Source organism: Streptomyces sp. NBC_01549 (assembly GCF_026339955.1).
GTDB lineage: Bacteria > Actinomycetota > Actinomycetes > Streptomycetales > Streptomycetaceae > Streptomyces.
This window is the reverse complement of sequence record NZ_JAPEPW010000002.1, coordinates 1,874,806-1,901,158: the sequence shown is the minus strand read 5'-3', so window position 1 is coordinate 1,901,158 and position 26,353 is coordinate 1,874,806. Positions and strand designations below refer to the sequence as shown.

Sequence of the window (26,353 nt, the reverse complement as noted above, 5' to 3'; positions counted from 1 at the left end):
TCTCGGTCGGCACCATCCGTGTTTCGTGCCCCACGGTGAGGTCATGGAGGGGAACCCCGGCAAGGGTGGGCCCAGGTGGTCCCGGCAGTGCCTCGGTCGGCTCGTCGAGGGATGTCTCAGCGCCGCAGGTGCTCCAGGACGGATCGCACCGCTCGCTCCACGGCGTCGCGCGCCTGCTCGGTATGGTCGATCGTCTCGAAACCATGGTGACCGAGCGGAACGTCGATCACCTCGACATCGGCGTCGCACTTCTCGGCGGCGGCCAGGAATTCCTCGACCGTCACCGCGATCTCCGCGCGCTCCAGCTCCACCCGGGTCAAGACGATCGGCAACCGCCCCGCGGTACGCACCGCGTCCGCCGGGCGGAACCGGGAATCGACAAGCCCCCAGTTCGGCAGCGGTGCGAGTATCGGATAGCTCGCCGCGACGCACCGCAACCACGGCGGGGGCGCCGCGAGCCGGTCCGCCGACAACAGCCCGCCACTGGAGAAGTACCACAGCGCCACGCGGTCCCCGTCGACGCGCGGATCGGCCCGTACGAGGTCGACCGCTTCGGCTATGTCCTCGGCGGCCCGACCGTAGTCGGCGAGATCGTGCAGTCGATGGTCCAGCGTCACGCCGACGACCCCCATACCCGCCACGTACCGGCCGTAGCCGACGAAGCCCGGCCAGTCCCGGGGAGTCGGCCGCACGTCGGGGTGGACCGGGCCACCGTGGACGAACACCACCGCCGGCCGCGGGCGGTCGGCTTCAGCGAGGTCGTCGGGGAGGTGGAGATCGACCCGTCCCACCCGCTCGCGAGGCCGCTCCGGTACATCCAGCAGGAAGGGGCGAAGATGCGCCGGTTGTTCGTTCACCGCCGCGGCCACCCGGTGCCCTTCTCTCGCGGCGGCCCGCACCAGTGTCTCGGCCACCTCGTCGGGGCAGGAGAGCATCGGCCAGTGCCCGGTGTCGAGTTCGAAGAAGCTCACCCGGGGGTCGGTGAGCACCTGGAAGCGCGGGTCCCCCAGTCCCACCAGGGCCTCGACCATGGCGATGCTCGAACCGTTGGCGGTGCACAGGACGCCGGTCTTCGGCAGCTCGGAGACCGCTTTCGACAGGCGGAGCGGCTGGGTGAGCGTGCGGGCCGGCTGCGGTACGGCGTCTCCCGCCAGCCGAGCCAGCACGGCGGGCGAGAGGCCGGCGACGCTGCCCCAGCGCTGCCACGCCTGAAGTGGCGGCGGGGGAATCCGCCAGTCGTCCTCGGCCGGCCCGGCCCGGTGCAGCAGCCGGTCGCGGACCGCCTGGTCGGGCACCAGGGTGAGGGCCTGGTCGCCGTGCTGGGGCATGCCCGCATCCAGGTGGACGATCCGGGCGATCCGTTCCGGGCGCCGGTCGGCGGCGCCGAGCACCGGGTAGATGCCGTAGCAGTGACCGACCAACACCACCTCAGCCGCGTCCGTCCGGTCGATCACCCGCAGCAGATCGTGGATGTGTGTCTCCAGGTCCGTGTCAGGTCCCGCCGCATGGCCGCGCTCACCCATGCCGGTGAGCGTCACCGGATACGCCTGCGCCCCCGACTCCCGCAGCCGATCGGCCACCGCCTGCCATATCCAGCTGCCGGTGTGGGCGCCCGCCACCAGGATGAATGCCGTCATCGATGTCTCCTCGCACGCCGTGGTCGCAGGGCCGTCCGTACCGGCCGTCCGCGCTCGTGGGTACGGTAGGAACTCCCCCTGAGGGAGGTTCAAGTCGTGCGCCCTGAAAGCACATGGAGCATCGGAGAGCTCGCCGAGCACGCGGGCGTCACCGTCAAGACCGTCCGCTTCTACTCGGACCGCGGTCTGCTGCCCGAAGCCGCCCGCAGCGCGGGCGGCCACCGCCGCTATGGCCCCGAGGCACTCGACCGGCTCCACCTGATCCGCTCCCTGCGCACCCTCGACCTGCCGCTCCCCGAAGTAGGCCGGGTCCTCGACCAGGAGGACACGCTGGAGGACGTCGTCGCGGGGCAGCTGCGGCAGATCGGCTCGCGGCTGGCTGCCCTGCGCTGGCAGGAGGCGGCCCTCCAGCTGGTCCAGGAGTGTGCCCCGGAGGAACGCGCCGAGCGGCTGCGGCTGATCGGCGCCGTGTCCGTCCCGCCCAGCACGGCCGCATTGGCACGCTTCTGGCGGCGCTGGCTGCCGCCGCGGCTCCCGGCCCGGCTGGTCTCCGTCATCGTCGAACACGCGGTTCCGCAGCTTCCCGACGGTCCGACCCCGGCCCAGGTGCTGGCCTTCACCCGGCTGCACGCCCTCGTCTCCGCCCCCTGCCCCGGCACCGGACACGGCCAGCCCGCGGCACACCAGCCCGACGGGGGCCGCCCGGCCGTGCTCTACGACGGCCTCGTCGAGGCGTACGCGCTGGCATCGCCGCAGCTGCGGGCGCAGCGGCCACCGCACGAGGGCGAGGCACTCGACTGCTTCGTCTCCGCCTATGCCCGCTCACGCGGCACGCGGGACACTCCCGCCTTCCGCCGCGGACTCATCCGGCTGCTGGCCGCGGATCCCCGTATCGACCGCTACTGGGAACTCACCGCCGAGCTGTCCGGCCCGTCGGAACCGACTGCAGGCGCCGCCCACGACTGGCTCTGCGCCGCGCTGGACACCCAGACCGCCCGGTCGGCGCACTGAACCGGGTGCCTTCACCCGGCGTCCGGGGAGTAGGGCGTTGCCCGTCCCGGGCGACGGTCGGCACGGGCGCCCTGCGGGGCCCCGCCAACCAGGACGCACCATCCGCCGACTGAAGCGCGACGCCTCACGGTGCAGGTCGCGCGGCTATGCCCGTTCCCACAGCCGGCGTCTGTCCGACGTGGCCCGCGCCTTCATCGATGACTCCGAACGCCTTCCCGGCCTGGGCGCCTGACCACCCGGGCCCGCTACTGTTCTGCGCGGTCCTCGATCAAACGGCTGTGGAGTTCCGTGGTCATGGCGTGGATCGCCCGGGTCAGCTCGGTGTTGGTCTTGAGCTCCAACTCCTGCTCGACGAAATCGTGATCGGCCTTGATCTGCTGGAAGGCGGCCTGCCGGTTCTGGCCGATCATGACGAACGCCGACAGGAAGATCGCCTCCAGTGACACCACGAGCGTCAGCGTGGGCCAGGGGCCGGCCTCGAAGAACAGCATCCACAACGCGAAAGCGATCGCGTGGATGTAGACGAACGGCATTGAACCGGCGAACTTGGTGATGGCGTCGGCGATACGCAGTTGGACGTCCCCGGCGCGGCTCTGGTGGTGAGCGACCACTGCGGGATGGTGCATGGCCTGGTTGTCCCGCGCTCATCGCAGCGTGCCTCTCGCAGATAGGAGTGCCTTTGGAGTCAGCCGACGGCACCAGCGGCCTTATCGCCCCGGCAGCCCGATTCTCCTGTTCGCAGCCTTCCCGGACATGGTCCTACAGGTCCCCCTGTGCCGTCCCCCTCATCCCTGAGGCGTCGAGGACAATCAGCCCGGTCGCCGCCCGTGCAGCCGGGATGTCGTCACGATGCCCTCCTCGGATCGTGGGTGTCGGCCATCACCTGGTCGCGCAGGAGTGCGCAGGTGCGGGTGATCAGTCGGGAGACGTGCATCTGAGAGACACCGAGCTGTAGGCCGATGCGGGCCTGTGTCATCTCGCAGAAGAACCTCATGTACAGGATCTGCCGTTCGCGATCGGGCAGTGCCCGCAGCAGGGGTCGGAGCGCCTCACGGTTGACGACGCGGTCGAAGCCGGGCTCCATGCCACCGAGGGTGTCGGCCAGAGGGTGGCTGTCCTCGGAGTGGCCGGGCACGGCGTCCAAGGACCGGGCGGTGAAGGGTTCCGGTGCCCCCTGACCCAGCCGTACCTCGGCCTCGGTCAGCCCGGTGTGTGCGGCGATCTCGTGGACGGCGGGTGTACGCCCGCCCAGCGAAGAGCACAGCTCATGGTCGGCGGAGCGGACCTGGCTGCGCAGCTCCTGTAGGCGCCGCGGCACATGCACGACCCAGAGTTCGTCACGGAAGTGCCGCTTCACCTCGCCGAGGATCGTCGGTATGGCAAAGCCCTGGAAGGCGGTGCCGAGACTTGGGTCGAAGCGGGATACCGCCTTGACCAGGCCCAGTTGGGCGACCTGCTTGAGGTCTTCGAAGGTCTCACCGCGGTGGCGGAAGCGCCGGGCCAGCCGTACGGCCATCGGCATCCAGGCGCATACCACCTCCTGCCGCAGCGCGGACCTCTCCGGGCCGTCCGGCAGGGCGGCGATACGGCGGAACGCGGCGGCGGTGTCCGGTGCGTCGTCGGAAAGACGTGTGCTTCGTGCGCTCTGCGTGCGTTGATACGTCACGGGCACGTGCCTCCCTGATCAGTGGCATCACTCACCGTGGGAGCCGATCGACCGCAGCGCACTGGGGAGCAGCGAAGGCTGCTCCCACGGGCGTGCCTCCGGTCCGAAGCACACCGGACGGCTTCCCGGACAGCCCGCTTTCAAACAGGGTCTCCGCCACTCAGGGCCACCTACGGGGCGCGGGCAGAGAACATGGAGGGCGCGGCAGCGGACTCGGCCGAACGAGAGAACCCGACAGACGGCCCGTTGCAACCACGGCGCACGCCGTGTCGCACTGCGCGCCACCGGCTCCCTGGCCTTGGCCTCCGGCGCCGTCGACATCGCCCCCCCAGGTCGGCCTCCACTCATCGGCTTCTGCCTCGGCCCGCGACCCGGGCGTTGCCGTCCGGGCACGTGGCCGCCGTCGCCGCCCTTACCACCGACGCCGCGCTCCGCCAGAGTCCCTCCTGGTCAACAGCCGCGGGAGCACGGGAGAGACCGGCCGGTGTTTGAGAGCCACGAGGCGGGCTACACAGGAGAGGCGTCCGACGGCCGGCCTGGACGAAGGCACCGGAGGGTTGAGCTCACAGCTCCCGGTGCCGGCCACAGGGCGTGCCCGACGTCACCGCCGGTCTGCCGCATGAGCACGTCGCAGCGCCCGGCGCAGCTCCCGCTGAAGCTGCTCCGGGAGGGCCTCGCCCGTCGTCGTGGCGACGAGGGCCGCGGCCACGTCTCTGAGTTTGACGTTGCAGTGCTGCGACACGTCCACCAGCAGATCCCAGGCCCTCGCGGTGCTGCACGGCGCCAGAGCCATCACCATGCCGCGCGCCTGGTCGATCACCGCTCGGCTCGCCAGAGCCTGCCCCAACTGCTCATTTGTGGCGCGCAGTTCAAGGACTTCTGCAGCCAAGGCCGTTTCCCCCGCCGAAGCCGCAACCGTCAACAACAACTGATCTTCACGGGGCCTGGTCACCTGATGCATGACGCGTACCTCACAACGCGGAGCTTGAAGATCGCTTCCTCCTGGTCGGCGGGCAGCACGTCGTGGGGGGTGGTGTCGGCGAGGGCCGCCTCGAAGACACCGGACTTGCGCGGCTCGGTATCGACGGCGTCGAGGTTGCGCCACTCGCGGACACCGGCTGCGTGAATCATGACCTTCTCCTTTTCGACGGCTCATCTGCCGAGGGTGAGTCGCACCTCCGGTCTTCCGTGTGAAGCCGCCGCAGCGCATATCGCAGCGCCCGCTGTATAGGCCGCGCGACATCGACCAGCAGGCCCAGGACCGCCCCATGGCGGCAGGGGGTCAGGACCCACGAGGAGAATGAGAAGCGAGACGAACACGGCGGGCCTTCCCGGAGCGGAACAAGGCATCACTGCCGGGGGCTGGGGCCTGTTCGAACAGCCTAGCCCTGCCCAGAGGTTACGGACAGCGCCCCACGTCGACGTCTTCCGCCGTAACCGGATGGCCACTTGGCGCCTGTTCAGGGAGTGCGGAAAGGGCTAGCGTGCCTGGTGCGGCCCGTGCCCCCGGCAGCGTCGATCACCTCTCTCGCGCTCCCTCGAGGGCGCACCTCGCGCATCAGCGCCGGAACCTGCCCGGCCACCAACGGGCGGCTCCCGCACTCGCCGTCGCTACGCGATCCCGGCGCAGCCTCGATGCGCCCCATGCGGGCAACGATCCACTGCCCGCCGCGTCGCACGCATCCCATCGCAGGCGGTACGCATGTACGCGCTGATTGTTCCGGCTTCGACCCCCCTTCGTTCTGCTTGCCACCGTCATGGGCCTGTCTTGGTGGGAGGACCATGTCCTGCCGTCGGCCGAACCGGCCGAAGCCTCCGCCGAGGCTCCGTTCACCCCAGCGGCCTCTGCCCAGTACCCAGAACTCCTCCGTGTCGACACTACGTTGACAAGGGAAGTTGCCAGGCGTTGACTGACAGCAGGCGTGGGGCTGTACCGCTCCGGAAATCTCCGGGCAAGGCCTTCCGCCTCCCGCTTCGCCCGGCCCCCGCGGAACGCAGGACCTGTCCCTGTGACCGTGTGGAGGCCCGGCCATGCCGCTTCTGATTCCTCTCCTTCCGCCGGTCTTCGAGGCCGTCGACTTCGCCCCGCATGGTCGCAGCCGTGGCGGCCGCCGGCACAACCGCACGTAATCCACGCCGGGGCCCGATACCACCCCCGTGGGAATGACCGCCCGCACACGAGTCGGGCGGGATCCCGTCCCAACAGACAGCCGAGGGCGGCCAGGACAAGGACGCCTTGGGCGCCGACCACGGACGCCCGATGGCACTGACGTCGCGTGGACGCCACTCGGCGGCACCGACGCTCAATGAACCGACAGGAACTGACGGCAACGCAGCAGACCGACCAGCGAACCAAGAGCCAAAGAAGGCAGCCATGATCACCGTCCTAGTCATCGCCGTACTCGTCATAGGCCTGGCCACCCTTCTCTACACCGGACGTGGACGAGCCCGGGGCAGCGGCGGGCGCGGGCTCAAACGGCAGTTCGGGCCCGAGTACGAGTGTGTCGTCACCCGCCAGAACGGTGATGTCCGGGCTGCGGAGCGGGAACTCGCCGAGCGCGTGCAGCGCCACGGCGCACTCCGGGAACAGCCGCTGTCGCCCGAGGCCCGCGAGCGGTACGTGGCTCAGTGGGCCGCCGTCCAGGAGCAGTTCGTCGACTCACCGCAGAAGGCCGCCACCGAGGCGGATGCGTTGTTGGCACGCCTGGTAAGGGACCGTGGCTTCCCGGACGGCGAGCAGTTCGAGGAGCAGCTGGCTGCCCTCTCCGTCCACCACGCCTACTTCGTCGAGGGCTACCGCAGCCTGCATGCCGCAGCCCGCGACCAGAGCGGCACCGAGGAAATGCGGGAGGCCATGGTCGAAGCCCGAAGCCTCTTCGAGTCACTCGTCGCCGAACAGCAGGTCGACCCGAACCGGCGCCGCCCGCCGTCTCCCGACGGCCAGGGCCACGCGCCGTGGCCACTGACGACCCGACGTCATGCGAAGGGAAGCAGCACCTGATGTCGCACAACGCCGAACACGCACCGCGTGAGCACGCCATCAGCGTCGGCCGCCGTGTTCGCCCGCCAGGTGTGGCACTGGTCCCGCAAGGCGAACGGGACAAGCTCGCCCTGCGCCTCCAAGGGGCCCTCAGCACCTTCGTGGACAGCCCACGGCGGGCAGTGGAAGAGGCCGATGCGGCCTTCGACGATGTCGTCACCCAGTTCATCGACACCCTCGTAGAACAGCGGCGCGTTCTCCGTACAAGCTGGGAGGACCCGGACACCGATACGCAGACCGAGGAACTACGGCTCGCGCTGCAGCAGTACCGGGAGATCACCGAACGGCTACTGCAGATGTGAGCGCCTGCCGGTCAGTGACACTGCCACCGCTGCTCCTCCAGGTGCTCGCGGCGTCGTTGTCCACCACGCCGCGACCAGTACGCGCAGTACGCGGCGAGGACAGCTGTTTGCGTCCGCTCCACTCCTGGCTCGACTCCAGCAGACCGCCCGTCAATCGCACCCACCACGCCGATGCCGTACCCACCCACCGTCGACGAGGCGCAGCTCGAGACCCCGGCCGCACTGTCGTCACCGAGGTCAAGGACCACCCATGTCTTTCCAGTCCCTCCATTCCCCGTCCGCCGCCGCGCCGGAAAGCACCCTGCCGCCCCCGGAGTACGACGGGAGGACACCCTTCCCGCGCGACGCAACGGGCCCCGAGCGCACCGGCAGCGAGCGGCTGTCCCTAGCGATCACGGCATTGATCGTCTTCCTGCCGTTCCTGGCACTCGTGCCGGCCTGCTGGTTGCTGTGGGGGCGTCTGATCCATCCCGTCGATGTCCTGCTTGCCGCGGTGCTCTACACGGTCACGGGCCTCGGTGTCACGGTCGGCTTCCACCGGGGCCTGACCCACGGCAGCTACCGGGCCGTACGGCCGCTGCGCATCGCGCTCGCGGTGGCCGGGTCGATGAGTTTCCAGGGTGACGTGATCGGCTGGGTCGCCATTCACCGCCGCCACCACGCCTTCACCGACCGGCCGGGCGATCCGCACTCCCCGTACCGGTACGGCACGTCCGTAGGCGGCCAGTTGCGGGGTCTGGTGGACGCCCACGTCGGCTGGCTGTTCCGCAACGACGCCACGTCCGCGGCGCGTTACGCTCCCGATCTCATCGCCGACCGCGACATCCGGACCGTGTCCCGGGCCTTCCCGGCCCTTTGTGTGCTCACCCTCGCCCTGCCCTTCGTCGCGGGCCGGCTGATCGGCGGCACCTGGGTGTCCGCCCTGGCCGCCCTGCTGTGGGCGGGACTTGTCCGCATCGCCCTGCTCCACCACGTCACCTGGAGCGTGAACTCCCTCTGCCATGTGATCGGTGAGCGCCCGTTCCGCACCCGTCGCCACGATCGCGCCACCAACCTGTGGCCCCTGGCCCTGCTCTCCTTCGGCGAGAGCTGGCACAACCTCCACCACGCCGACCCCACCAGCGCCCGGCACGGCGTCGACCGCGGCCAGGTCGACCCGTCCGCCGCCGTCATCCGCCTCTTCGAACGTCTCGGCTGGGTCAGAGACGTGCGCTGGCCCACCCCGGACCATATCGCCGCCCGTCGCGCGTGAACCGGATCGACCGCGTCCCCTACAGGAGTTCTCATGACACTCGCCCCGCCGCCCCCGCTCTCCTCATTGTCCGCCGTCCGCCTGCGCCTGTTGGCCCAGCCGGCACAGGGCCACATGCCCCGGCGCATCGACGGCGCATGGTGGCCCCGCTCGCCCGATCTGACGTCCGAACTGCCCTGGCTGCTGGGCGGACTGCCGCATGCCTGGGGGCAGGTCAGCAGTGTCCTGGTGGACGGGGCAGTATGGTTTCCGTTCCCGGGCCGGGTGCTCGTCGCGGACCAGGTGGTACGCCTGCGCCGGACGACCACCCAACACACCCCGCCCACCGTCTGCCTGCTGGCGCCCGGCCGAGGTCGGTGGGACCTGCTGGTGGTACCGCCCGCGGCCACGGAGGCGGAGGCCGGGCGGCTCATGGACAGTGTGGACACCGCCGTGAAGGACAGCGTGGGGTTGTGAACCGCAATTCCCGTGAGCCCGCCTTCCTCTCCGTCTTTCGGGACGATTTCTGCTCCCTTTCGTACCTCGCGGACGGCCGTGCTCGATCCGCGGTGGGGTCGGATCACCGGGGGCCTGGCGAGCCACCCGTGTTGGCCGACTCTCCCGGGCGCCGTACCCGTCGGTGGGCAGGTACAGCTGACTCCCGTCTCGGCCGTCTGGTTGATGGCCGCCGGGAGGCACTGCCTGCGCACCTCGCACATGGGCGGGCTGATGGTGGAGGCGGCGCGTCTGCGCACGGTGTCGGAGACCGACCGGGCCGTTCAGGCGGCCTGGGACTCCGAAGGGGACCACGAAGTCCGCGATCCGGCAGCACGCCCGCAGATCCCGGCCGTTTCCGTTGAGTAGACCGCACCGCCGACGGTGAGGTGAGGACCGTGGAAACGCAGGTGCGGCCGTCGCCGGTGGTCGCGCACGCGGTGCTGGCCGTCTCCTCGGAGTTGGGCGGGATGGTGGTCTCCTTCGACGACCTCTGGGGCCGCGACGCCGCACGAACCCAAGAGCGACAGCGCGCTGCCGGGTCATGGGACGACCGGTTCGCGATCGCGGAGGCGGCGCTTGTCCGACGACACGAGGCAGGCCGAGCGATCGAGCCCGAAGTCGCCGTCGTGTGGCGGCAGATGGTGACGAACCTGGGAGGGGTTCGGGTCGAGCGGCTGGCAGCCGAGGTCGGCTGGAGTCGTAAGCGACTGTGGTCCCGGTTCCGAGCCCGGATCGGTCTCCACCCCAAGCGCGCTGCGGTTGCGCCGTGGCTCAGACCTGACTCGACGGCCACGGGGGAACATTCCTACAAGACGCCCGGCAGTTGAGCTTGTGACACTGCGCGTATGTCCATGAACCGGGATGACTCCCCCCTGCCGCACCGCCGGCGGCCGCGATACGGCGTCGACGCTCCAGCGTTCCCAGCGGTACTCGGCGCCGCCGGCACGGCCTGCTGTCTGGCCGCCGGCCGGTGGCGGCCGGGACGGAACGCGATGATGACCGCGGGGACGGTACTGCTTGCCGGCACCCGGCCAGGCGGCTGCCGACGGGACGCGCCGTGGGCGTGGACCTGTGGTCCGGAAAGGATCAGAGCGGCAACCGGCCCGAAGCCACGCTCGCCAACGCCGCCGCGGCAGGAGTCGCCGACCGGGTGGAAGTGCGTACGGCCGACATGACCGCGTTGCCGTTCGCGGACGGCTCCTTCGACGTCGTGACGAGCGCACTGGCGATCCACAACATCCCCTCGCCCGAGGGGCGATACCGCGCGGACTCGGCCCCGAGTACTGGTACAGCGGCCCGTGGCTCGGCATCACATTGCTGCGTGCCGTTAAGGAGCACTGAGCATGTCGCACAGCTCCTGAGCTGAGCATCTTTCCCTCCGCACGCGGAAGCGCGACAGATCAGCCGTCTACTATGGCGCTACGTACTCGGCGGCGAGAGGGAGTCGGGCCATGCGGCGGCTGGGGGACCTGGAGGCGGAGATCATGGATCGCCTCTGGACGTGGGACCGTCCGGCGACCGTGCGCGAGGTCGTCGACGACATCAACAGGACCCGCCCCCTCGCGTACACCACGGTGATGACCGTCACGAACATCCTCTACACGAAGGGCTGGCTGCTGCGGGGCAAGCAGGGCCGCGCGTGGCTGTACGCGCCGGTCCGCAGCCGGGAGGCCTACGCCGCCGCACTCATGGAGGACGGCCTGGGGGAGAGCAAGGACCGCTCGGCCGCGCTGCTCCACTTCGTGGAGAACATGTCGGAGGAAGAAGTGGCCGCTCTGCGCAGGGCTCTGCGGAACGTGGGACGACAGGCGAAGCAGTGAACGCCGTCCCCGTCGTGGTCGGCTACACGGCGGCCGTCCGTGACCTCGCTCCGGAGCAGCTCGGCGCCGTGGCGGTCCCGATGCTTCCGCTGCTGGTCGCTGCCCGACAGGGGCTTCTCCACCGCCGACGGTCAAGGCTTCGCCATGTGGCACCGGTCGCTGAGCGGACGGGAGTTGTCCTACGTACTAAGGGAGTAAGTAGTACGACCGGCGAAGGGAAACTCCGTGATCCAGCGACGCATCGTCCTCCTCTCGGCCGCAGGGCTCGCCTCCGCGTTCCTTCTGGCGGCATGCGGCGGCTCGACGGAGAACACGTCCACCGGTATGGGCCCCGGCAGCGCCGTTCCGGTCGCCACGGCCGCGTCGGACTCCGCGTCCCCCGTACCGACCGCCCCGCAGTCCGTGACCTCCGCACCGGCCGGCAGCGGGGACACGGCCACGACCACCACGGTGGTGGCCAGGGCGGTCCAGGGCGTGGGCAGCGTGGTGACCGACGACAAAGGGATGACCCTCTACCGCTACGACAAGGACCAGGCGAACCCGTCCAAGTGGACGTGCGCCGGCGAGTGCACGAAGACGTGGATTCCCGTCATAGTGCAGGACTCCGTACAGACCACGGGGGTGGAGAAGAGCCTTCTCGGCACGGTCCACCGGAACGGCGAGAAGCAGCTCACCCTTGGTGGCTGGCCGCTGTACCGATACGTGGGTGACACGCAGGCCGGACAGCTGAACGGCCAGGCCAAGGGCGGGATGTGGTACGCCGTCACTCCCTCCGGGGCGAAGTCCACCACGACGGGCTGAGCGCAGACGGGTCTCGGTGCGGCAGCCGGTCCACGTCGTCACCGCCGCACTGGTCGTAGTCGGGGAGCGTTTCGGTCTGGGTGCGCCCGCAGGGAAATGCGAAGTTCCCGGGCCTGGTTGGTCGGGGCCGTCATCCGTCGGCCCGGCCGGCTGGGACTGCCTCAATCGCCTGAGTAACCGAAGATCCCCAGGTGGGTCGGCTCTCCCAGGTTGAGCCGAAGGGCTGTAGCAGGCGGCGCGAGGCCGAGTTGAGCGTCGTAGGCCAGGAGCCGGGATGAAGCACGCCGGTAGCGGCGTCACCTCCGTCATCGATGGTGGCGACGGGCGCCGCGGGGAGCGAATCGGCACCCTAGGCTTCGACCCGGCACCGCCCTCGATCCCAGGAGCGCACACCATGTTCGACCCCGCACCGGAGTATCCGTACCCCGACGTCCATCGACCGGATGAGATGCCCGCCCCGCACGCGCTTCTCGCACCGGTGATCGGACTCCTGGGTACCTGGCACGGGCGGGGCCACGGCGGGTATCCCACGCTCCCCGGAGATTTCGCGTACGCGCAGGAGGTCACCTTCAGCCACGACGGCCGCCCCTTCCTTCGCTACGAGGCCCGAGCCTGGTTGCTGGACGCCGACGACGCACCACTGCGCCCGTCCGCTCGGGAGAGCGGCTGGTGGCGGCTTCAGCCCGAAGGACGGGTGGAGGCGCTGATCACCCAGCCCACCGGCATCGCCGAGATCGCCGTCGGCCGTGCGGCCGACGACACGGTCGAGCTCTCCACCCGCGAGGTGGCCCTTACGCCCACGGCCAAGGAAGTCAATGCCACCCGCCGGACCTACTCACTGATCGACGACACGCTCACGTTCGTCCACGACCTCGCGGCGATGGGGCAGCCGTTGCAGCACCACCTCTCTGCGACGCTGCGGCGCAGGGGGTAGGCCCGCACCCGCCGTCACGTGCATGGACGTCGCCGTTTTCCATGACGAATCGTCTCCAGGCTTGCCCGCCATGCGGCTGGATCCTCCGCCGGTCGACCCTGTCCGGTGCTGGCCGCACCGGGACTGGGCGTCGGCGTCAGATGTCGGGTGCCTGGGGCGCTGTCGGCCGCAATCCGTCCAAGGTGAGGTCCAGGAGGCGTTCCGCCTGCTCGCGTTGTTCGGGGCGGGCCGAGGTGAGGGCGATGCCGGCGAGGGCGGCGAACATGTCGGTCGGGCTGATGTCGGTCCGGATCGCGCCGGTGGCGGTGCCGGCGTTCATGAGGGAGGTGAGGGCGGCCTGAATCAGCTCGTGGCTCTCGGCGTAGGGGTTGGTTCCCGAGGCGACGACAGCCCTTAGGGCGTCGGCCATGCCGAGTTTGGCGGTGGCGTAGTCGATGAAGCGACGCGTCCAGGCGCGCAGGGCCTCACGGGGCGGCATGGTCGCCAGGAGCCCGGGGACGGCCTCGCACAGCCGGGCCACCTCGTTGCGGTACGCGGCCTCGATCAGGGCCTCACGGGTCGGGAAGTTGCGGTAGAGGGTGCCGGTTCCCACACCCGCTTCCCTGGCGATGCGTTCGAAGTGCGCGTCCAGTCCCTCCTCGGTGAACACACGCACCGCGGCGGCCAGGATCTTGTCCCGGTTGCGCTGTGCGTCCGCCCTGAGTGGACGTCCTGCATCGCGGGCCATCGTCGTCGTTCCTCCCTGTCCGATTGCTAAGTGGAGGGACCTCCGCTTAGAGTCCATGAAGTGGAGGCTCCTCCACTTCTACTTTAGGGCATGCGTGTGACCCGCCCTGGTTCCTGCTGCGAGAGGACTGTCGATCATGTCTGGAATCGAAGGCAAGGTAGTGGCGATCACGGGTGCCGGCAGCGGTATCGGTGAGGCGACCGCGGTCCTGCTCGCCGAGCGCGGCGCCCGCGTCGTTCTCGGCGCGCGCCGTGCGGAGCGTCTCGAGGCCCTGGCCGCCCGTATCGAAAAGGCGGGCGGTGAAGCCGCCTGGGTCCGTACGGACGTGACGCGCCGCGAGGATCTGTCCGGGCTCGTGCGACTGGCGCGCCAGCGCTACGGCAAGCTCGACGTCCTCGTCAGCAACGCCGGAGTCGGTCTGATCTCTCCCCTGGACGACCTCCGTGTCGAGGACTGGGAGGAGATGATCGACGTCAACCTCAAAGGGGTGCTGTACGGGATCGCCGAGGCCCTGCCGCTCTTCCGGGAACAGGGCTTCGGGCACTTCGTCAACATCGTGTCCACCGCCGGACTGTGCGTCGTTCCGCTCCAAGCGGTGTACGCCGGTACGAAGAACGCCGTCCGTACTATCTCCGAGGGCCTGCGCCAGGAGGCCGGCGAGGGTCTGCGCGTCACCGTCGTCTCGCCGGGGTTCGTCCGCACGGACTTCGCCGACCGTATGGATTCCGAGATGAAGGTCCAGATCGTCGAAAAGATGGACAGCATCGCGATTCCGCCGGCCGCGGTGGCCCGCGCCATCGCCTTCGCCGTCGAGCAGCCGGACGGTGTCGACGTGGGTGACATCGTGGTGCGTCCCACCGCGCAGGATTGAGGTCCGTTCGCCGCCGGACTGTCGCCTGCCGACGTCGGGGTGCAGGGTGTGCGCGTGATCTGAGTCACGTCAGGTTCCCGTCAGTGAAGTGACCCGTAGCTGTCAGTCCGCTCCGATCTCATGCGAGCAGGACCGTGAGTCGAGCGTCGCGCTCGGCGAGTACCTGGCCCGGCAGATCCACGCCACGCGTACGGCGTCGCCGCGCTGCCGGTCACCTGGTAGCCCGCGGCTTTCCGGGCAGGCGGCATGGCGGGTGGTGTCACGCACCACTCCGGCTGCGCTATGATTGATCTTGAGCAGCCCGCCGGAACATCTCGGCGGTAGGCCTCGCGTTGGTGGTCCAAGGAAAGACGCCCCGCTTCCTGCGGGGAGATGCAGGTGCAAGGCCTGCCCGGCGCTCCACAGCCCCGCCTCCTGTGTTCCGGAGGCGGGGCTTGTTTCATTTCGCCTCCGGCCTCGGGCTCCCTGTGCTCCTGCCTTTCACCCGCGGGAATGCGCCGACCATGTCCGCTGTTACAGCACACGTAGCTGACATGCGCGAGTCAAGATCGCGTGATGTGGGCGGAAGGAGGACCTCATGGCACGCAGCAGCGCGCGACCCGTCGTCACGTTGAGGTCGACAGCCGGGACCGGCGTCACCTACGTGACGCGGAAGAACCGCGCGAACGACCCCGACCGACTCGTCCTGCGTAAGTACGACCCGGTGGTCGGTGAGCACGTCCCGTTCCGGGAGGAGCGCTGAGCCGAGCCCGGCGCCACCGGGCGGAGCATCACGACCGTCGACCGTCACAAGGGAGGAAACCTCATGAAGCCTCGCATCCACCCCGAATCCCGTCCCGTCGTCTTCCGTGACCGGGCCGCGGACGTCGCGTTTCTGACCCGATCGACCGCCCACTCGTCGAAGACGATCGAGTGGGAGGACGGGAGTGTCTACCCGCTGGTCGACGTCGAGATCTCGTCCGCGAGCCATCCGTTCTACACCGGGACCTCGCGGGTCCTGGACACCGCCGGCCGTGTGGAGCGCTTCGAGCGCCGTTACGGCCGTACGGCCTCGCCGCGGCACTGACGGGGGCCGGTCCCCAGCGGGATGCTGTTGGCGAATCCGCCGCTGGGGACACCCTCCTCGGAAACCGTGAACACTTAAGCGGTTAAGTGTTCAGGGTTTCTGGCACGCATGGGGTGGGACCGACATCACCAAATGGATTCGCCCACGAGGAGGACAGATTCATGAAGGTGCGCAAGTCCTTGCGTTCACTGAAGTCCAAGCCGGGGGCTCAGGTGGTCCGTCGACGAGGCGTGGTCTTCGTCGTCAACAAGAAGAACCCGCGTTTCAAGGCCCGACAGGGCTGACGGGACCCGGGGGACGACCGGCACACACCACGCCCGTACCGCATGCCCGAAGTCGGCGTGCGGTACGGGCGTGAGTCTTGTCCCGACGCGTACGGACCAGGGCGTCGCGCTCAGTCCGCGTCGGTCGGGATGCGGAGCGTCACGCGGTAGCCGCCGTCGAGGGTGGGGCCGGATTCGAAGGTGCCGTCCAGGAGTTCGGCGCGCTCCCGAAGGCCGACGAGGCCGTGCTGGGAGCCGGGTAGGGGCAGGGAGGGCCGGGTGGGGGCGTTGTTGGTCACGGTGACGCCGAAGCGGTCGCCGGTGTGCCAGAGGCGGACGTCGGCGGCCGCGCCGGGCGCGTGTTTGCGTACATTGGTCAGGGATTCCTGCACGGTGCGGTAGAGGGCGCGTTGCGCGGGGGTGCCGATGGCGGAGGGGAGCTCGCCGGTCAGCGTCGTCTCGATGCCGCTGGTCGACACGAGCTTGTGCAGGTCGGCGAGTGTGGGCTGTGGGCTGAGTTCGCCGACGCGGCCCCCGGAGGCCCGCAACAGCGCGACCATGTGGCGCAGCTCGTCGAGTGTGTCGACGCTCAGCGAACGGATGATGCGGGCGCCCTCCTTGAAGTCAGGGTCCTTGGCGGCGACCTGAAGAGCGCCCGCCTGTACGGCGATCAGGCTCACCTGGTGGGAGACGACGTCGTGCATCTCGCGGGCGAGCTGGGCGCGTTCCCGGGCCAGGACGGCCTGGGAGTGCAGCAGCCGTTCGTGTTCGCGTGCCTTCTCGATCTCCGCGAGCCGGTCGGCCAAGTCCCGCCGGGCCTGGACGAGTTGGCCGAGCAGGACGGGGGCGGCGGCCGTGGCCAGGGTGTAGAGGAAGTAGATCAGCGTCCAGGCGCGTTCGTGTGAGCCGACGTTGCCCAGGGGCCAGGGCACGGCGGAGGCGCCGGCGAACAGAAAGGCGCCCGCGATCAGGAGCCGACGGTCGCGAGAGTGCTCGGCGAGGGTGAACAGTGCGGCGAACGAGGCGAAGACGATGTCCACCATCAGGCTGGCCGGGAGCGTGAGCAGGAACACCGTGAGCGGAAAGCGGCGGCGGAGGGCGAGCGCGCCACAGGCGACCGCTGCCGTCGCCGTCGCGAGGCGGCTCGCGTTCCCCAGGTTGATCAAGACGTCCACGGCGGCTACGGCGACGACCACCGCGTCGACGACCGGGTCCGGGATCCGCGCCCACCACGGCCTGCCCGCCCTCATCGCTGGTCCTCCGACCCGTTCCGCCCGTCCAGCAGGCCCGCCCGCTGGGCGAGCAGCGCGGCCCGCACCCGGCTGTTCACGCGCAGCTTGGTGAGGATCGCACTGACATGGTCCTTGACGGTGCCCGCGCTGAGGTGGACGCGACTGCCGATGTCCGCGTTGGACAGGCCCTCCGCGATGAGCACCAGTACTTCGCGCTCCCGCTCGGTGAGCCGTCCGACGCGCGCGGCCTCCTCGTCGTCCGGGGCGGTCGCGCCCGGGTGGCTCTGCCATACGGCACGGGACGCCTTCGGCGACATCACGACACCGCCGGCGCGCAACGTCCGTACGAGTTGCGCGAGTTGGTCAGGCTCGGTGTCCTTGAGCAGAAAGCCGGCCGCGCCGGAGCGCAGCGCGGTGAGGATGTACTCGTCGGCGTCGAACGTCGTCAGCATCGCCACCACGGGCGCGTCCGGCAGTGCCCGCAACTGCCGCAGTACGGTCAGACCGTCGACGTCCGGCATCCGGATGTCCAGCAGCACGACGTCCGGTCCCTCCCGCCGTACGGCGTCCACCGCCTCGGCGCCCGTCGTGGTCGCGACGACCTCGATGTCGTCGGCCGCACCGAGGATGAGCTCGAAGCCGGACCGCACCAGGGCCTCGTCGTCCACCACCACTACCCGGATCACGTACGTTCCGCCTCGTCCTTGATGTCATTGATGTCGTCGATGTCGATTGTCGTCACTGCGACCGTAGAACGGGGAAAGCCCGGTGCGGCGCGCTGGCGGGACGGCCCAGCCACCTGGCGGGTAGGTTCCAGTCGTCCGGGGGGCGTTGACTGGACGCCTGCCGGATAGCGCGTGATCGGCGCCCTCTCCAGCCTGTGGGCCATGACGCTGAACGCAGACGACACGGCGCTCGTTGCACGGCCTCGACCGGCCCGGAGGCTCGCGGTCTTCGGAATGTACGCGGCGCACGTCGGCCCCGATCCCTCCGACGGCGGATCGACCGGCTTCTTCAATCATGTCGGCATGGTGGTCCGACACCGCGGGCTACCCGACCGGCACCACCCCGGCCTGGCTGCTGGCGGCCTCGCCGCACAGCGAGACGACTCTCTCGATCGTGGCCAATACCGGCGTCGCCATCGTGGTCCTGGCCGCGTGCCTCGCCGCCACCGACGCCTTCCCGTACTTTCGCCGACTGGCCGCTCCGGTCATCGCGGTGGGCACGATGTCCTTGACCGCGTACGTCTTCCACATCGTCGGCATCCACGTCCTGGGCATAGAGGAACTGCCCGGCGCTCCGCTGCACGTGCTGTTCGCCTTCGTCGTGGCCGTGACGGCGTTCGCGACCCTCTGGTCCCGGTTCTTCGCCCGCGGACCGCTGGAGTGGCTGCTCGGCCAGGCCACCAGGGTCGCGGAGCGCGTCCGGTGAGGCCCCGTCGAACGGCCGTCAGGAGCCCTGGCCCCTGACGGCCGCCGCCCTGAGCGAGGCTCTCAGCCCGCCGCTGTCACTCGGGAACGTGACGGTCTTCGACGTGCCCACGGTGACGTTTCCGCCGCCGTTGACGACGGTCTTCACGACCCGGACGTCGCCTCTTCCCTCGGCGTGCGCGCCGGTCGCCGTCAGCAGCACCAGGACCGCCGCCCCGCCCGCCGTGGCCCAGCTCCCGCCCGGTCTGAGACGTGTTCTTCCCCGCATGGTCCTCCCCTGTTCGTCGGTCCCCGGTTTCCGTACGGCGTCGACAAACCAAGATGGGGGCGCCCCTTCGTGGCGGGCTCTCAGAAGGGTTCCGGGAGAGGCACCCGGCCCGACCTGCTGCGTACCTGTTCGATGAGCGCGGCGTACGCGGCGATCATCCGGGTGCGGCTGAACCGTTCGCGGCTGAGGGCCAGCGCCGGTGCGAACTCGGGGCCACGCGCCACCGCCTCGGACCAGGCCAGGGCGATCGCTTCGGGGTCGGGCGGGGTGAGGAAGCCCTGCCCGGTCACGATCGAGGCGCTGTCGCCGACGTCGGTGGCGACCGGCACGGCCCCGCACATCATGCCCTCGATCAGGCACAGCGGAGCCGCCTCGCCGCTGGAGGAGGTCAGCGACACCACGTCGGCGGCGGCGTAGACGGTCTCCATGTCGTGCCGCACGCCGAGCAGCGAGAGGCGGTCGGCGAGCGGGGCGTCGTCGCCGAACGCGGTGGCGATGTCCTCACGCAGGCAGCCGTTGGCCCGCGTCATGCCCGCGCCGCACATCAGTACATGGCCGTCGGGCTGTCGGCGCAGCCAGGCCCGGGCGGCCCGGAGGAACAGCGGCACGTTCTTCATCGCGGCGTAGCGTGCCGCGAAGACGATCACGGGCGCACCCTCCGGGATGCCCAGGGAGGTCCGCAGCTGGGCGCGTCTGAACGGGTCGGGGCGAAACCGCAGCAGATCCACGCCGTTCGGGATGACGTGCAGCAGTCCGGCCGGGATCCCGGCCGCGGCGTACGCCGCGCGCGTCGACTCCGCGCAACAGATCCCGGCGGCGATCCGGCCGTCGGCGACCGCGGTCCGCAGCTCGTCCAGCGCCGCGCCCTGGTTCTCCGGGTCGGAGCGGTGCAGGCAGACCACGACGGGCCGGCGGGGCAGTCCGGCCTGGTTGAGCAGGCCGAGCGGTTGCTCCTTGAGGGACAGGATGACGTCCGCGGCCGCCACCGCCCGCGTGGTGGATGCCAGTTCCGGTCCGGTGAAGGTCTCCGGGGCGCCGGGAGTCCCGGGGGTGCGGCCCAGCGAGGTGACCGGCACGCCTGCCGCGGTCAGTGACCGGTAGCAGGCGTCGTCCTCCATCCGCTGCCGGGTCTCCTCCCGATACATTTCGCCATTCACGCTCAGCACCACATGCCGCTGGCCACCCTCGTGGAGCCCCAGCACCACATCGCTGTGCACGATCCGGGCCCCGCCCGAGAAGAATCCTTCATAGATCGACAGCACACGCAGTTCGTCCATCACGCGCACCTCTTGGCCTGTCTCGCAGAAAGGGAGGAAACCTTTTCAACCCCTGTGATCTGCGGGTTCTCCGCTATGGACACAGGGGAAACTTGCGGGCTCGTGAACTCGTCGTTTCGAATTCGGACACGATTGGTTACGGCGTACTGTTCGGGTGATCAGCCGAATGGAGAGGCGGAGGTCGCGGGCCTGACGGCCGTTCTCACACCAACCGGACGGTAAAAAACAGGCCAGAAATTTCCTGTCCCGGGGATGCGCGGCACGTACAATCCACCGGCCCCTCCGCCGGGCAGGCCGGCCGTGCGGTCAACGGCGTCGGAACGCGAGCTCGGCTGAAGCGGAAGGGTGAATGTCTGGGGTAGCCATGACGCCCGCGCCGGTGAGATCGAGCCGGGCGAGTCCCGCCAGGCGCAGTCGCGGGCACAGCGGGGCGCTCGGGGGGAACGCCATGCGCCACGGCCGGTTCCGCTCCCGTTCCAGGCCGAGCCTTCCGTGGCCACCGCCCCGGTGCCGCCCGACGAGCTCGACGAGGTGCACCCGGGCCTGGGCTTCGGATTCGCGTACCGCGGCGGTCAGGACGTGCACCAGGATGTCGGACACATCGGCGATCACATCGGCACTGCCCACCGCGACCACCCCCTGAGTGTGCCCGGGGCTTCGTACACCGCCCAGGCCGATCACCTGCGAGGTTAGGGCGGAGGCACACCCCGGCTCTTCGGGGAAATCCCTGGGTCCCTCCCTAGGGCTTCCCCAGGGCTGTCCTAGGGCCTGTCCTGGGCGACGAACAGGCGTGAGAGCAGGCCTTCGAGGGTGGCCCGCTCGGCGTCGCTGAGGGAGTCGAGGGCCTGGTGCGTGCCGTGCATGCCGTCACGGATGCTCGACACGGCGGCCGCCCCGTCCTCCGAGAGGACGACGTTCTTGACGCGGCGGTCGGTGGGGCTGGGCTCGCGGTAGACGAGGCCGCGGGCCTCCAGCCGATCGACGATCCCCGTTATGTTCGAGGCGTCGCAGCGCAGTGTGCCCGCCAGCGCCCGCATCGGGGCCGGGCCCTGGCGCAGCACGTTGAGCGCCTTGGCCTGACTGTAGGTGAGGCCGTGTGCGGCGGCGGAGCTGGTGAGATCCGCGTAGAGGCTGACCATCGACGCCCACAGGGTGTCGAGGAGCATGACGTTGGAGACGGCGAGGGGGCCGGCGTCGGACGCCTCGGTGGAGCGGGTCGTTCCAGGTGTCGCGGACATGGAGCCAGCGTAACCCGAAACTTGACTACCTCAATCTTCGATGCTTACCTCTATCGAGTTACTTGAGGACCTCAAACTTCTATGCTCTACAGCTTTGCGACTTCAAGTTTCCGTCCAGTAGTCCCTCGCCTCGTTCGACCTATGGAAGAGACCGTGACACCCACTGATCGCGTGGCGCCCGGGCGCCCCACCGGCGACCTCTCGCTTGTCCTGGTTCTCGGCCTCGCGGCCATGATCGTCTCGATGATGCAGACCCTCGTCGTGCCGATCCTGAGCATCATCCAGAGCGACCTCGGTACCACCACCGCCAACGTCAGCTGGGTCACCACCGCGACCCTGCTGTCCGCCGCGGTCTTCACCCCGCTGTTCGGCCGGTTCGGCGACATGCACGGCAAGAAGCCCACGTTGATCGGGGTTCTGCTGCTGATGATCGCCGGTTCGGTCCTGGCGGCCACCACCACCTCGCTGCTGTGGCTGATCGTCGGCAGGGTGCTCCAGGGCGCGGCCACCGCGATCTTCCCGCTCGCCCTCTCGGTCCTGCGCGAGGAGATACCCCCGGCGAAGCTGCACGGCGCGATGGCGCTGGTGAGCGGCACGCTCGCGGTCGGCAGCGGACTCGCCCTGGTGGCGGCCGGACTGCTCACGCGGGGCTCGGACCCCGACTACCACCGGGTGTTCTGGCTCGCCGTGGTGCTCGCGGCCCTCGCCCTGGTCGGCGTCGTCCTGCGCGTCCCCTCCGCACGCTCGACGACCGGCGGCCGTACCGACTGGCTCGGCGCGGGGACGCTCGCCGCGCTCCTCGTACTGCTCCTGCTGCCGATCTCGCAGGGGCACGAGTGGGGCTGGTCCTCCGCCCGTACCATCGGCCTGTTCGTCGCCGCGGTCGTCATGGCGGCCGTCTGGGTCCTGGTCGAGCGCAAGGTCCGCGCGCCGATGGTGGACATGGGGATGTTCGCCCACCGTCCGGTGCTCTTCACGAACCTCGCCGGCCTCTTCCTCGGCTTCGCGATGTTCTCCCAGTTCATCGGTGTCGCGTACCTGGCGCAGATGCCCAAGGAACTCACCGGGTACGGATTTGGTGCCTCGGTGCTGCGCGCCTCCGTCGAGTATCTGCTGCCGACCACGCTGATCTCGCTGCTCGCCGCACAGTTCGGCGGGATCCTCGTCGGGCGGATCGGGGCGCGGTTCACCCTCGCCGTGGGTGCGGCGTTCGGCGTCGCCGGCTTCGCGTGGCTGACCCTGGCGCACGACACCTCGGCGTCGGTCATCCTGGCGGGCCTGCTGATCGGTGTCGCCATCAGCTTCGGCTACGCCGCCATGCCCGCGCTCATCGTGGCGAGCGTGCCGCACCACCAGACCGGCATCGCCAACGGCCTCAACTCCATCTCCCGATCCGTCGGCAGCGCCATCGCCAGCGCCGTGATTACCTCGCTGCTCGCGTCCAAGTCCATCCAGCACCTGCCGGCCGGTGTGCCCGCGCTGCCCGCCGAGAGCCAGTTCACCCTGAGCTTCGCGATCGCCGGGGTCGCGTGCGTGCTGATCGTGGCCGTGGCGCTGGTCGGTCTGACCCGGGGTGCGGCGCAGGAGTACACGGTCGAGAAGAAGGCCGCCGCCACCGACGATGCCGCCGCCATCGGCGGCGCCGCGGCGGACGAGGCCGTCGTGGAGACGGCGGGCACCTCGTCCTGATCGGTGCGCGGGCGACGGTTCGCCCTTAGTGCGCAGGTAACGGCTCGCCCCGTCCGTCGGGGCGAGCCGTTTTCGTGTCCGCTCCTTGCCCCGCCTTGCCCCGTCTCGCCTCGCCCCCGCCTTGCCCTTGGAAACCGATCGGTTTACTCTTCGAATGAACGGAAACCGATCGGTTTCCCGTAGCTTCGGGAGTTCTCATGACATCCATCGAAGGTTCGGTCGCCCTGGTCACCGGCGGCAGCCGCGGTATCGGCCGGTCGCTGGTGCAGGCCCTCTACGAGCGCGGCGCGTCGAAGGTGTACGCCACCGCACGCGACCCCCGGACCGTCACGCACCCCGACGCGGTGCCGCTGGCGCTGGAAGTGAGCGACCCCGCGTCCGTCGCCGCGGCCGCCGAGCGCGCGCAGGACGTCACCGTCCTGATCAACAACGCGGGCGCGTCCGTGAACGCGAACTTCCTGGACTCGCCCGTCGAGGACGTCCGCCGCGAGTTCGAGACGAACTTCTTCGGCCCGCTCCTCGTCACGCGCGCCTTCGTGCCGATCATCGAGCGCAACGGCGGCGGCCACATCCTCAACGTCCACTCGGTGCTGTCGTGGATCGGACTCCTGGGCTCCTACAGCGCCTCCAAGGCGGCCTTCTGGTCGCAGACCAACTCCCTGCGCCTCGATCTGAAGCCGCGCGGCATCGACGTCACCGGCCTGCATGTCGGCTACGTCGACACCGACATGGCCGCGCACGTGGACGCGCCGAAGTCGTCGCCCGAGAGCGTCGCGGCCCAGGCCCTCGACGGCATCCAGTCCGGTGCCTTCGAGGTGCTGGCCGACGACCTCTCCCGGCACGTCAAGGCCCAGCTGTCCGAGGACCTGGGCGCGATGTACCCGCAGTTGGTCGCGTAGGGGAGAAGGGGGAGGCGCGGAGACGGGGCGATGGGGCGATGGGGAGATCGCTCCCGTCACCCGGTGGTCAGACCGGCAGCAGGCGGCCGATCAGCTCGCTGAGCTGTCGTACGTTGCGGCACTCGTGCATCTCGACGAGCCCGGCGTACTCGGGCGCCGCCGAGTCGCCCGTGCCCCACTGGGAGAGCGGCTCGGGGTTCAGCCAGTAGACGCGGCGGGCCCGTTCGGACAACCGCCGGACGGCCGGCAGATTCGGGTCCCCCATGTTCGTACGGGCGTCGCCGAGGACGAACACGGTCGAGCGCGGCCCCACCGCGTCGACATACCGCTCGGCGAACTCGCCGAACGCGGCGCCGTAGTCGCTGCTGTCGTGCCAGCCCGTCAGCGTCGCCTCCGAGCGGATCCGGGCACCCAGCCCCTCCGGATCGGCCGCACCGTGCACGAGCAGCCCGGTCACCTCGTCGATCCGGTTGACGAAGGCGAACACCCGTACCTTGCTGAACTGGTCGTGCAGCGCCTGCACCAACAACATCGTGAAGTCGGAGAAGCCCGCCACCGAGCCCGACACATCGCACAGCAGCACCAGTTCGGGCCGGACAGGGCGGCGCCTGCGCAGCACCGGCCGCATCGGCACCCCGCCCGTGGACAGCGAACCGCGCAGGGTCCGCCGCAGGTCGATGGTGCCGCGCGCGGCCCGGCGACGGCGTGCGGCGATCCGGGTGGCCAGCTTGCGCGCGAGCGGTTGAGCCGTCCTGCGCAGCTCGGCGAGCCGGTCCCGCCCGGCGAACAGGAAGTCGACCCGGTCGGCGGTCGGGGCCACCGCCCGCCGCGCCAACTCGTCCCGGCCGCGCCGCTCGGCGACCCGGCGCCGCGCCTCCGTGGCGACCAGCGCGCGGAACATCTCGATGCGCCGCCGGATCTCGTCCTCCAGCAACCGGTCGGCGAACCCCGCCGCTCCGTCCTGCCGCGCCCGGACGCTGTCACGGACGCGCGCCATCAGCGTCTGCGGGCGGAGCCGGTCGAGTGTCTGGTAGGACGACCAGCCGTCCGACGCCGGCGAGGAGCCGTAGCCCCCGAAGCCGTCCACCGCCTCGATCGCCAGCCGCTCCAGCATCTCCCGGTCGCCCGCGGCGAGCGCGGCCGCGAGCCGGTCGCGCAGCTCCTCCCGGTCGGCGGCGGGAGCGTCGCTCTCCCGCCCGTCGGACCTCGGCGACCCGACGAGACGCGGGAAGTACAGGTCGAAGACGGGGTCGAACACCCGGCGCTGCCCCGTGCTGTGCAGCAGCGTGGCGGCGAGGCCCTCGCGCAGCCGTTCCCGGTCGGCCAGGCCGAGCGTCTCCACCGCCTGCGCGGCGTCCACCGTCTCACCGGTGCCGATCCGCACGCCGTGCGCCCGCAACGCGCCGACCAGTCCCGTCAGCCGCTCGGCGACGCCCGTCGGCGCGTTCACATGGCGTCCAGGTCGAGCTTGGCGGCCGCCTTGAGGATGTCGTCCTGGTGCTTGAGGAGCACACCGAGGCTGTCGCGCACGACGGCCGCGTCGAGGGTGTCGGCCCCGAGCGCGAGCAGGGTGCGGGCCCAGTCGATCGTCTCGGCGACGGAGGGGACCTTCCGCAGGTCCATCTCGCGCAGCGCGCCGACCACCCGCACCACCGACGCCGTCAGCGCCGCGTCCAGACCCGGCACCTTCAGCCGTACGATGCGACGCTCCAACTCCTCCTCCGGGAAACCGATGTGGAGGAAGAGGCAGCGGCGGCGCAGCGCCTCGGACAGCTCACGGCTCGCGTTGGAGGTGAGGACCACGAACGGGCGGCTGGTCGCGGTGATCGTGCCGAGCTCCGGGACGGTGACCTGGAAGTCGCTCAGCACTCCCAGCAACAGCCCCTCCACCTCGACGTCGGCCTTGTCGGTCTCGTCGATCAGCAGCACCTTGGGATCGTCGCCGCGGATGGCGGTCAACAGGGGGCGCGGCAGCAGGAACTCCTCGCTGAAGATGTCCGTGCGCGCCTCGTCCCACGTCTCGTCGCGGCCCGCGCTGATGCGCAGCAGCTGCTTGGCGTGGTTCCACTCGTAGAGCGCCCGGGACTCGTCCACGCCCTCGTAGCACTGCAGGCGGACCAGTCGCGCCCCGGCCACCTGGGCGACGGCCTTGGCGAGTTCGGTCTTGCCGACCCCGGCGGGGCCCTCCACCAGCAGCGGCTTGCCCAGGCGGTCGGCCAGGAAGACCGTGGTCGCGACCGCGGGCGAGGCCAGATAGCCGGTCTCGGCGAGACGCGCGGAGACATCGTCGACGGATGTGAACAGCAACGGGGCCTCCAACGCGGCACGGCGGGGTGGGACACACGGTCCGAACGTCACTTTCCAAGCGCTTGTTCAGTCGCTGTGTCACGTGTGATTGCGCCCACGCGGCCTGGGGAGACCGATCGGTTTCCTTGTTTCGTCCCGCGCGGTAA

Annotated in this window: 30 protein-coding genes, 1 tRNA gene and 2 pseudogenes; 19 read left to right on the top strand and 14 right to left on the bottom strand. The window is 70.1% G+C overall.

The genetic code is table 11. The features are described 5' to 3' along the window. Positions 1–116: 116 nt before the first annotated feature. Positions 117–1,637 carry an alpha/beta fold hydrolase gene (locus OG819_RS43835; protein ID WP_266631085.1) on the bottom strand — a complete coding sequence of 507 codons (1,521 nt, stop codon included), beginning with the start codon at positions 1,635–1,637 and terminating at the stop codon, positions 117–119. Between the two features lie 96 nt (positions 1,638–1,733). Here OG819_RS43835 and OG819_RS43830 point away from each other — a divergent pair, with 96 nt between their 5' ends. After that, complete coding sequence (locus OG819_RS43830) at positions 1,734–2,648, top strand: MerR family transcriptional regulator (protein ID WP_266654948.1); 915 nt, start codon at positions 1,734–1,736, stop codon at positions 2,646–2,648. 245 nt (positions 2,649–2,893) lie between these two features. Here the strand turns inward: OG819_RS43830 and OG819_RS43825 are convergent, their stop codons facing one another. The 4 genes from OG819_RS43825 to OG819_RS43810 all read right to left on the bottom strand — a co-directional run bounded on the left by OG819_RS43825 (position 2,894) and on the right by OG819_RS43810 (position 5,445). Continuing rightward, positions 2,894–3,274 carry a DUF1003 domain-containing protein gene (locus OG819_RS43825; protein WP_266654946.1) on the bottom strand — a complete coding sequence of 127 codons (381 nt, stop codon included), beginning with the start codon at positions 3,272–3,274 and terminating at the stop codon, positions 2,894–2,896. Positions 3,275–3,492: 218 nt separating this feature from the next. Further along, the gene (locus tag OG819_RS43820; RefSeq protein WP_266631091.1) at positions 3,493–4,314 is read right to left on the bottom strand and encodes a SigB/SigF/SigG family RNA polymerase sigma factor; all 822 of its coding nucleotides are present in this window, start codon (positions 4,312–4,314) and stop codon (positions 3,493–3,495) included. A 601-nt stretch (positions 4,315–4,915) separates the two neighbouring features. Next, positions 4,916–5,275, bottom strand: coding sequence for an ANTAR domain-containing protein (locus OG819_RS43815; protein WP_266631093.1), 360 nt, complete (start codon positions 5,273–5,275; stop codon positions 4,916–4,918). Further along, on the bottom strand, positions 5,263–5,445 hold the full coding sequence (locus OG819_RS43810; RefSeq protein WP_266631095.1) for a hypothetical protein: 183 nt from the start codon (positions 5,443–5,445) through the stop codon (positions 5,263–5,265). Before OG819_RS43810 ends, OG819_RS43815 begins: the two co-directional genes overlap by 13 nt. Positions 5,446–6,688: 1,243 nt before the next feature. Between OG819_RS43810 and OG819_RS43805 the strand changes: the two genes are divergently transcribed. The 10 genes from OG819_RS43805 to OG819_RS43760 all read left to right on the top strand — a co-directional run bounded on the left by OG819_RS43805 (position 6,689) and on the right by OG819_RS43760 (position 12,940). After that, positions 6,689–7,315: a hypothetical protein gene (locus OG819_RS43805; RefSeq protein WP_266631097.1), complete on the top strand. Its 627-nt coding sequence runs from the start codon at positions 6,689–6,691 to the stop codon at positions 7,313–7,315. Continuing rightward, positions 7,315–7,656, top strand: coding sequence for a hypothetical protein (locus OG819_RS43800; protein WP_266654944.1), 342 nt, complete (start codon positions 7,315–7,317; stop codon positions 7,654–7,656). The genes OG819_RS43805 and OG819_RS43800 overlap by 1 nt, the downstream gene beginning before the upstream one ends. A 250-nt stretch (positions 7,657–7,906) precedes the next feature. Further along, positions 7,907–8,908, top strand: coding sequence for an acyl-CoA desaturase (locus tag OG819_RS43795; RefSeq protein ID WP_266654942.1), 1,002 nt, complete (start codon positions 7,907–7,909; stop codon positions 8,906–8,908). A gap of 33 nt (positions 8,909–8,941) precedes the next feature. Next, a complete protein-coding gene (locus tag OG819_RS43790) occupies positions 8,942–9,364 on the top strand; it encodes a DUF5994 family protein (protein ID WP_266631103.1) in 423 nt (140 codons plus the stop codon). A gap of 204 nt (positions 9,365–9,568) precedes the next feature. Next, the gene (locus OG819_RS43785; RefSeq protein ID WP_266654940.1) at positions 9,569–9,751 is read left to right on the top strand and encodes a hypothetical protein; all 183 of its coding nucleotides are present in this window, start codon (positions 9,569–9,571) and stop codon (positions 9,749–9,751) included. A gap of 29 nt (positions 9,752–9,780) precedes the next feature. Further along, positions 9,781–10,212, top strand: coding sequence for a hypothetical protein (locus OG819_RS43780; RefSeq protein WP_266654938.1), 432 nt, complete (start codon positions 9,781–9,783; stop codon positions 10,210–10,212). Positions 10,213–10,442: 230 nt separating this feature from the next. Further along, a complete protein-coding gene (locus tag OG819_RS43775; protein WP_266631114.1) occupies positions 10,443–10,751 on the top strand; it encodes a class I SAM-dependent methyltransferase in 309 nt (102 codons plus the stop codon). Positions 10,752–10,836: 85 nt separating this feature from the next. Further along, positions 10,837–11,205, top strand: a complete 369-nt coding sequence (locus OG819_RS43770) for a BlaI/MecI/CopY family transcriptional regulator (protein ID WP_266631115.1) — start codon at positions 10,837–10,839, stop codon at positions 11,203–11,205. Positions 11,206–11,430: 225 nt separating this feature from the next. Next, on the top strand, positions 11,431–12,006 hold the full coding sequence (locus tag OG819_RS43765) for a hypothetical protein (RefSeq protein ID WP_266654936.1): 576 nt from the start codon (positions 11,431–11,433) through the stop codon (positions 12,004–12,006). Positions 12,007–12,400: 394 nt separating this feature from the next. Next, on the top strand, positions 12,401–12,940 hold the full coding sequence (locus OG819_RS43760) for an FABP family protein (RefSeq protein WP_266634865.1): 540 nt from the start codon (positions 12,401–12,403) through the stop codon (positions 12,938–12,940). Between the two features lie 136 nt (positions 12,941–13,076). On the opposite strand, the gene OG819_RS43755 is transcribed toward OG819_RS43760, so the two are convergent. Continuing rightward, the gene (locus OG819_RS43755) at positions 13,077–13,667 is read right to left on the bottom strand and encodes a TetR/AcrR family transcriptional regulator (protein WP_266631119.1); all 591 of its coding nucleotides are present in this window, start codon (positions 13,665–13,667) and stop codon (positions 13,077–13,079) included. Between the two features lie 136 nt (positions 13,668–13,803). Here OG819_RS43755 and OG819_RS43750 point away from each other — a divergent pair, with 136 nt between their 5' ends. From OG819_RS43750 to ykgO, 5 genes are all read left to right on the top strand, one after another. Beyond that, positions 13,804–14,538 (top strand): SDR family oxidoreductase, encoded by a 735-nt coding sequence (locus tag OG819_RS43750; RefSeq protein ID WP_266654934.1) that lies wholly within the window; start codon positions 13,804–13,806, stop codon positions 14,536–14,538. Positions 14,539–14,867: 329 nt separating this feature from the next. After that, a tRNA-Gly gene (locus OG819_RS43745) sits at positions 14,868–14,940 on the top strand. Positions 14,941–15,115: 175 nt separating this feature from the next. After that, a complete protein-coding gene (rpmG, locus tag OG819_RS43740; protein WP_266428130.1) occupies positions 15,116–15,280 on the top strand; it encodes a 50S ribosomal protein L33 in 165 nt (54 codons plus the stop codon). 63 nt (positions 15,281–15,343) lie between these two features. Continuing rightward, positions 15,344–15,604 (top strand): type B 50S ribosomal protein L31, encoded by a 261-nt coding sequence (locus tag OG819_RS43735; protein ID WP_266428127.1) that lies wholly within the window; start codon positions 15,344–15,346, stop codon positions 15,602–15,604. Between the two features lie 161 nt (positions 15,605–15,765). Then, on the top strand, positions 15,766–15,888 hold the full coding sequence (gene ykgO / locus OG819_RS43730; protein WP_054244622.1) for a type B 50S ribosomal protein L36: 123 nt from the start codon (positions 15,766–15,768) through the stop codon (positions 15,886–15,888). A gap of 110 nt (positions 15,889–15,998) precedes the next feature. Here ykgO and OG819_RS43725 read toward each other — a convergent pair whose 3' ends face one another. Then, positions 15,999–17,117, bottom strand: a complete 1,119-nt coding sequence (locus OG819_RS43725) for a histidine kinase (protein WP_266654932.1) — start codon at positions 17,115–17,117, stop codon at positions 15,999–16,001. After that, the gene (locus OG819_RS43720; protein WP_266654930.1) at positions 17,114–17,785 is read right to left on the bottom strand and encodes a response regulator transcription factor; all 672 of its coding nucleotides are present in this window, start codon (positions 17,783–17,785) and stop codon (positions 17,114–17,116) included. The genes OG819_RS43725 and OG819_RS43720 overlap by 4 nt, the downstream gene beginning before the upstream one ends. Before the next feature lie 337 nt (positions 17,786–18,122). On the opposite strand from OG819_RS43720, the pseudogene OG819_RS43715 reads away from it, so the two are divergent. Beyond that, a pseudogene (locus tag OG819_RS43715) lies at positions 18,123–18,530 on the top strand (DUF418 domain-containing protein); the annotation flags it as partial. A gap of 81 nt (positions 18,531–18,611) precedes the next feature. Here the strand turns inward: OG819_RS43715 and OG819_RS43710 are convergent. The 4 genes and pseudogenes from OG819_RS43710 to OG819_RS43695 form a co-directional block, all read right to left on the bottom strand. Next, a pseudogene (locus OG819_RS43710) lies at positions 18,612–18,797 on the bottom strand (hypothetical protein); the annotation flags it as partial. A gap of 80 nt (positions 18,798–18,877) precedes the next feature. After that, complete coding sequence (locus tag OG819_RS43705; protein WP_266634867.1) at positions 18,878–20,059, bottom strand: glycosyltransferase; 1,182 nt, start codon at positions 20,057–20,059, stop codon at positions 18,878–18,880. 321 nt (positions 20,060–20,380) lie between these two features. Beyond that, positions 20,381–20,701 carry a hypothetical protein gene (locus OG819_RS43700; protein ID WP_266654928.1) on the bottom strand — a complete coding sequence of 107 codons (321 nt, stop codon included), beginning with the start codon at positions 20,699–20,701 and terminating at the stop codon, positions 20,381–20,383. Between the two features lie 134 nt (positions 20,702–20,835). Beyond that, positions 20,836–21,312, bottom strand: a complete 477-nt coding sequence (locus tag OG819_RS43695) for a MarR family winged helix-turn-helix transcriptional regulator (protein WP_266631129.1) — start codon at positions 21,310–21,312, stop codon at positions 20,836–20,838. A gap of 171 nt (positions 21,313–21,483) precedes the next feature. Between OG819_RS43695 and OG819_RS43690 the strand changes: the two genes are divergently transcribed. Both OG819_RS43690 and OG819_RS43685 read left to right on the top strand, forming a co-directional pair. Continuing rightward, positions 21,484–23,001, top strand: coding sequence for an MFS transporter (locus OG819_RS43690; protein ID WP_353963269.1), 1,518 nt, complete (start codon positions 21,484–21,486; stop codon positions 22,999–23,001). Between the two features lie 197 nt (positions 23,002–23,198). Next, entirely contained in the window at positions 23,199–23,900 is a 702-nt protein-coding gene (locus OG819_RS43685) for an SDR family oxidoreductase (protein ID WP_266588053.1), read from the top strand. A 67-nt stretch (positions 23,901–23,967) separates the two neighbouring features. Here OG819_RS43685 and OG819_RS43680 read toward each other — a convergent pair whose 3' ends face one another. Continuing rightward, positions 23,968–25,350 carry a VWA domain-containing protein gene (locus OG819_RS43680; protein WP_266654924.1) on the bottom strand — a complete coding sequence of 461 codons (1,383 nt, stop codon included), beginning with the start codon at positions 25,348–25,350 and terminating at the stop codon, positions 23,968–23,970. Then, positions 25,347–26,204: a MoxR family ATPase gene (locus OG819_RS43675; protein WP_266655566.1), complete on the bottom strand. Its 858-nt coding sequence runs from the start codon at positions 26,202–26,204 to the stop codon at positions 25,347–25,349. Before OG819_RS43675 ends, OG819_RS43680 begins: the two co-directional genes overlap by 4 nt. Between the last annotated feature and the right edge of the window lie 149 nt (positions 26,205–26,353).

Bases quoted from the DNA above. Each gene is read 5' to 3' on its own strand.
- OG819_RS43750 (WP_266654934.1), top strand. From the start codon at position 13,804: ATGTCTGGAATCGAAGGCAAGGTAGTGGCGATCACGGGTGCCGGCAGC.
- OG819_RS43795 (WP_266654942.1), top strand. From the start codon at position 7,907: ATGTCTTTCCAGTCCCTCCATTCCCCGTCCGCCGCCGCGCCGGAAAGC.
- OG819_RS43770 (WP_266631115.1), top strand. From the start codon at position 10,837: ATGCGGCGGCTGGGGGACCTGGAGGCGGAGATCATGGATCGCCTCTGG.
- OG819_RS43790 (WP_266631103.1), top strand. From the start codon at position 8,942: ATGACACTCGCCCCGCCGCCCCCGCTCTCCTCATTGTCCGCCGTCCGC.
- OG819_RS43785 (WP_266654940.1), top strand. From the start codon at position 9,569: ATGGCCGCCGGGAGGCACTGCCTGCGCACCTCGCACATGGGCGGGCTG.
- OG819_RS43695 (WP_266631129.1), bottom strand. From the start codon at position 21,312: ATGTCCGCGACACCTGGAACGACCCGCTCCACCGAGGCGTCCGACGCC.
- OG819_RS43755 (WP_266631119.1), bottom strand. From the start codon at position 13,667: ATGGCCCGCGATGCAGGACGTCCACTCAGGGCGGACGCACAGCGCAAC.
- OG819_RS43685 (WP_266588053.1), top strand. From the start codon at position 23,199: ATGACATCCATCGAAGGTTCGGTCGCCCTGGTCACCGGCGGCAGCCGC.
- OG819_RS43810 (WP_266631095.1), bottom strand. From the start codon at position 5,445: ATGATTCACGCAGCCGGTGTCCGCGAGTGGCGCAACCTCGACGCCGTC.
- OG819_RS43825 (WP_266654946.1), bottom strand. From the start codon at position 3,274: ATGCACCATCCCGCAGTGGTCGCTCACCACCAGAGCCGCGCCGGGGAC.
- OG819_RS43815 (WP_266631093.1), bottom strand. From the start codon at position 5,275: ATGCATCAGGTGACCAGGCCCCGTGAAGATCAGTTGTTGTTGACGGTT.
- OG819_RS43800 (WP_266654944.1), top strand. From the start codon at position 7,315: ATGTCGCACAACGCCGAACACGCACCGCGTGAGCACGCCATCAGCGTC.
- OG819_RS43725 (WP_266654932.1), bottom strand. From the start codon at position 17,117: ATGAGGGCGGGCAGGCCGTGGTGGGCGCGGATCCCGGACCCGGTCGTC.
- OG819_RS43760 (WP_266634865.1), top strand. From the start codon at position 12,401: ATGTTCGACCCCGCACCGGAGTATCCGTACCCCGACGTCCATCGACCG.
- OG819_RS43805 (WP_266631097.1), top strand. From the start codon at position 6,689: ATGATCACCGTCCTAGTCATCGCCGTACTCGTCATAGGCCTGGCCACC.
- ykgO (WP_054244622.1), top strand. From the start codon at position 15,766: ATGAAGGTGCGCAAGTCCTTGCGTTCACTGAAGTCCAAGCCGGGGGCT.
- OG819_RS43835 (WP_266631085.1), bottom strand. From the start codon at position 1,637: ATGACGGCATTCATCCTGGTGGCGGGCGCCCACACCGGCAGCTGGATA.
- rpmG (WP_266428130.1), top strand. From the start codon at position 15,116: ATGGCACGCAGCAGCGCGCGACCCGTCGTCACGTTGAGGTCGACAGCC.
- OG819_RS43735 (WP_266428127.1), top strand. From the start codon at position 15,344: ATGAAGCCTCGCATCCACCCCGAATCCCGTCCCGTCGTCTTCCGTGAC.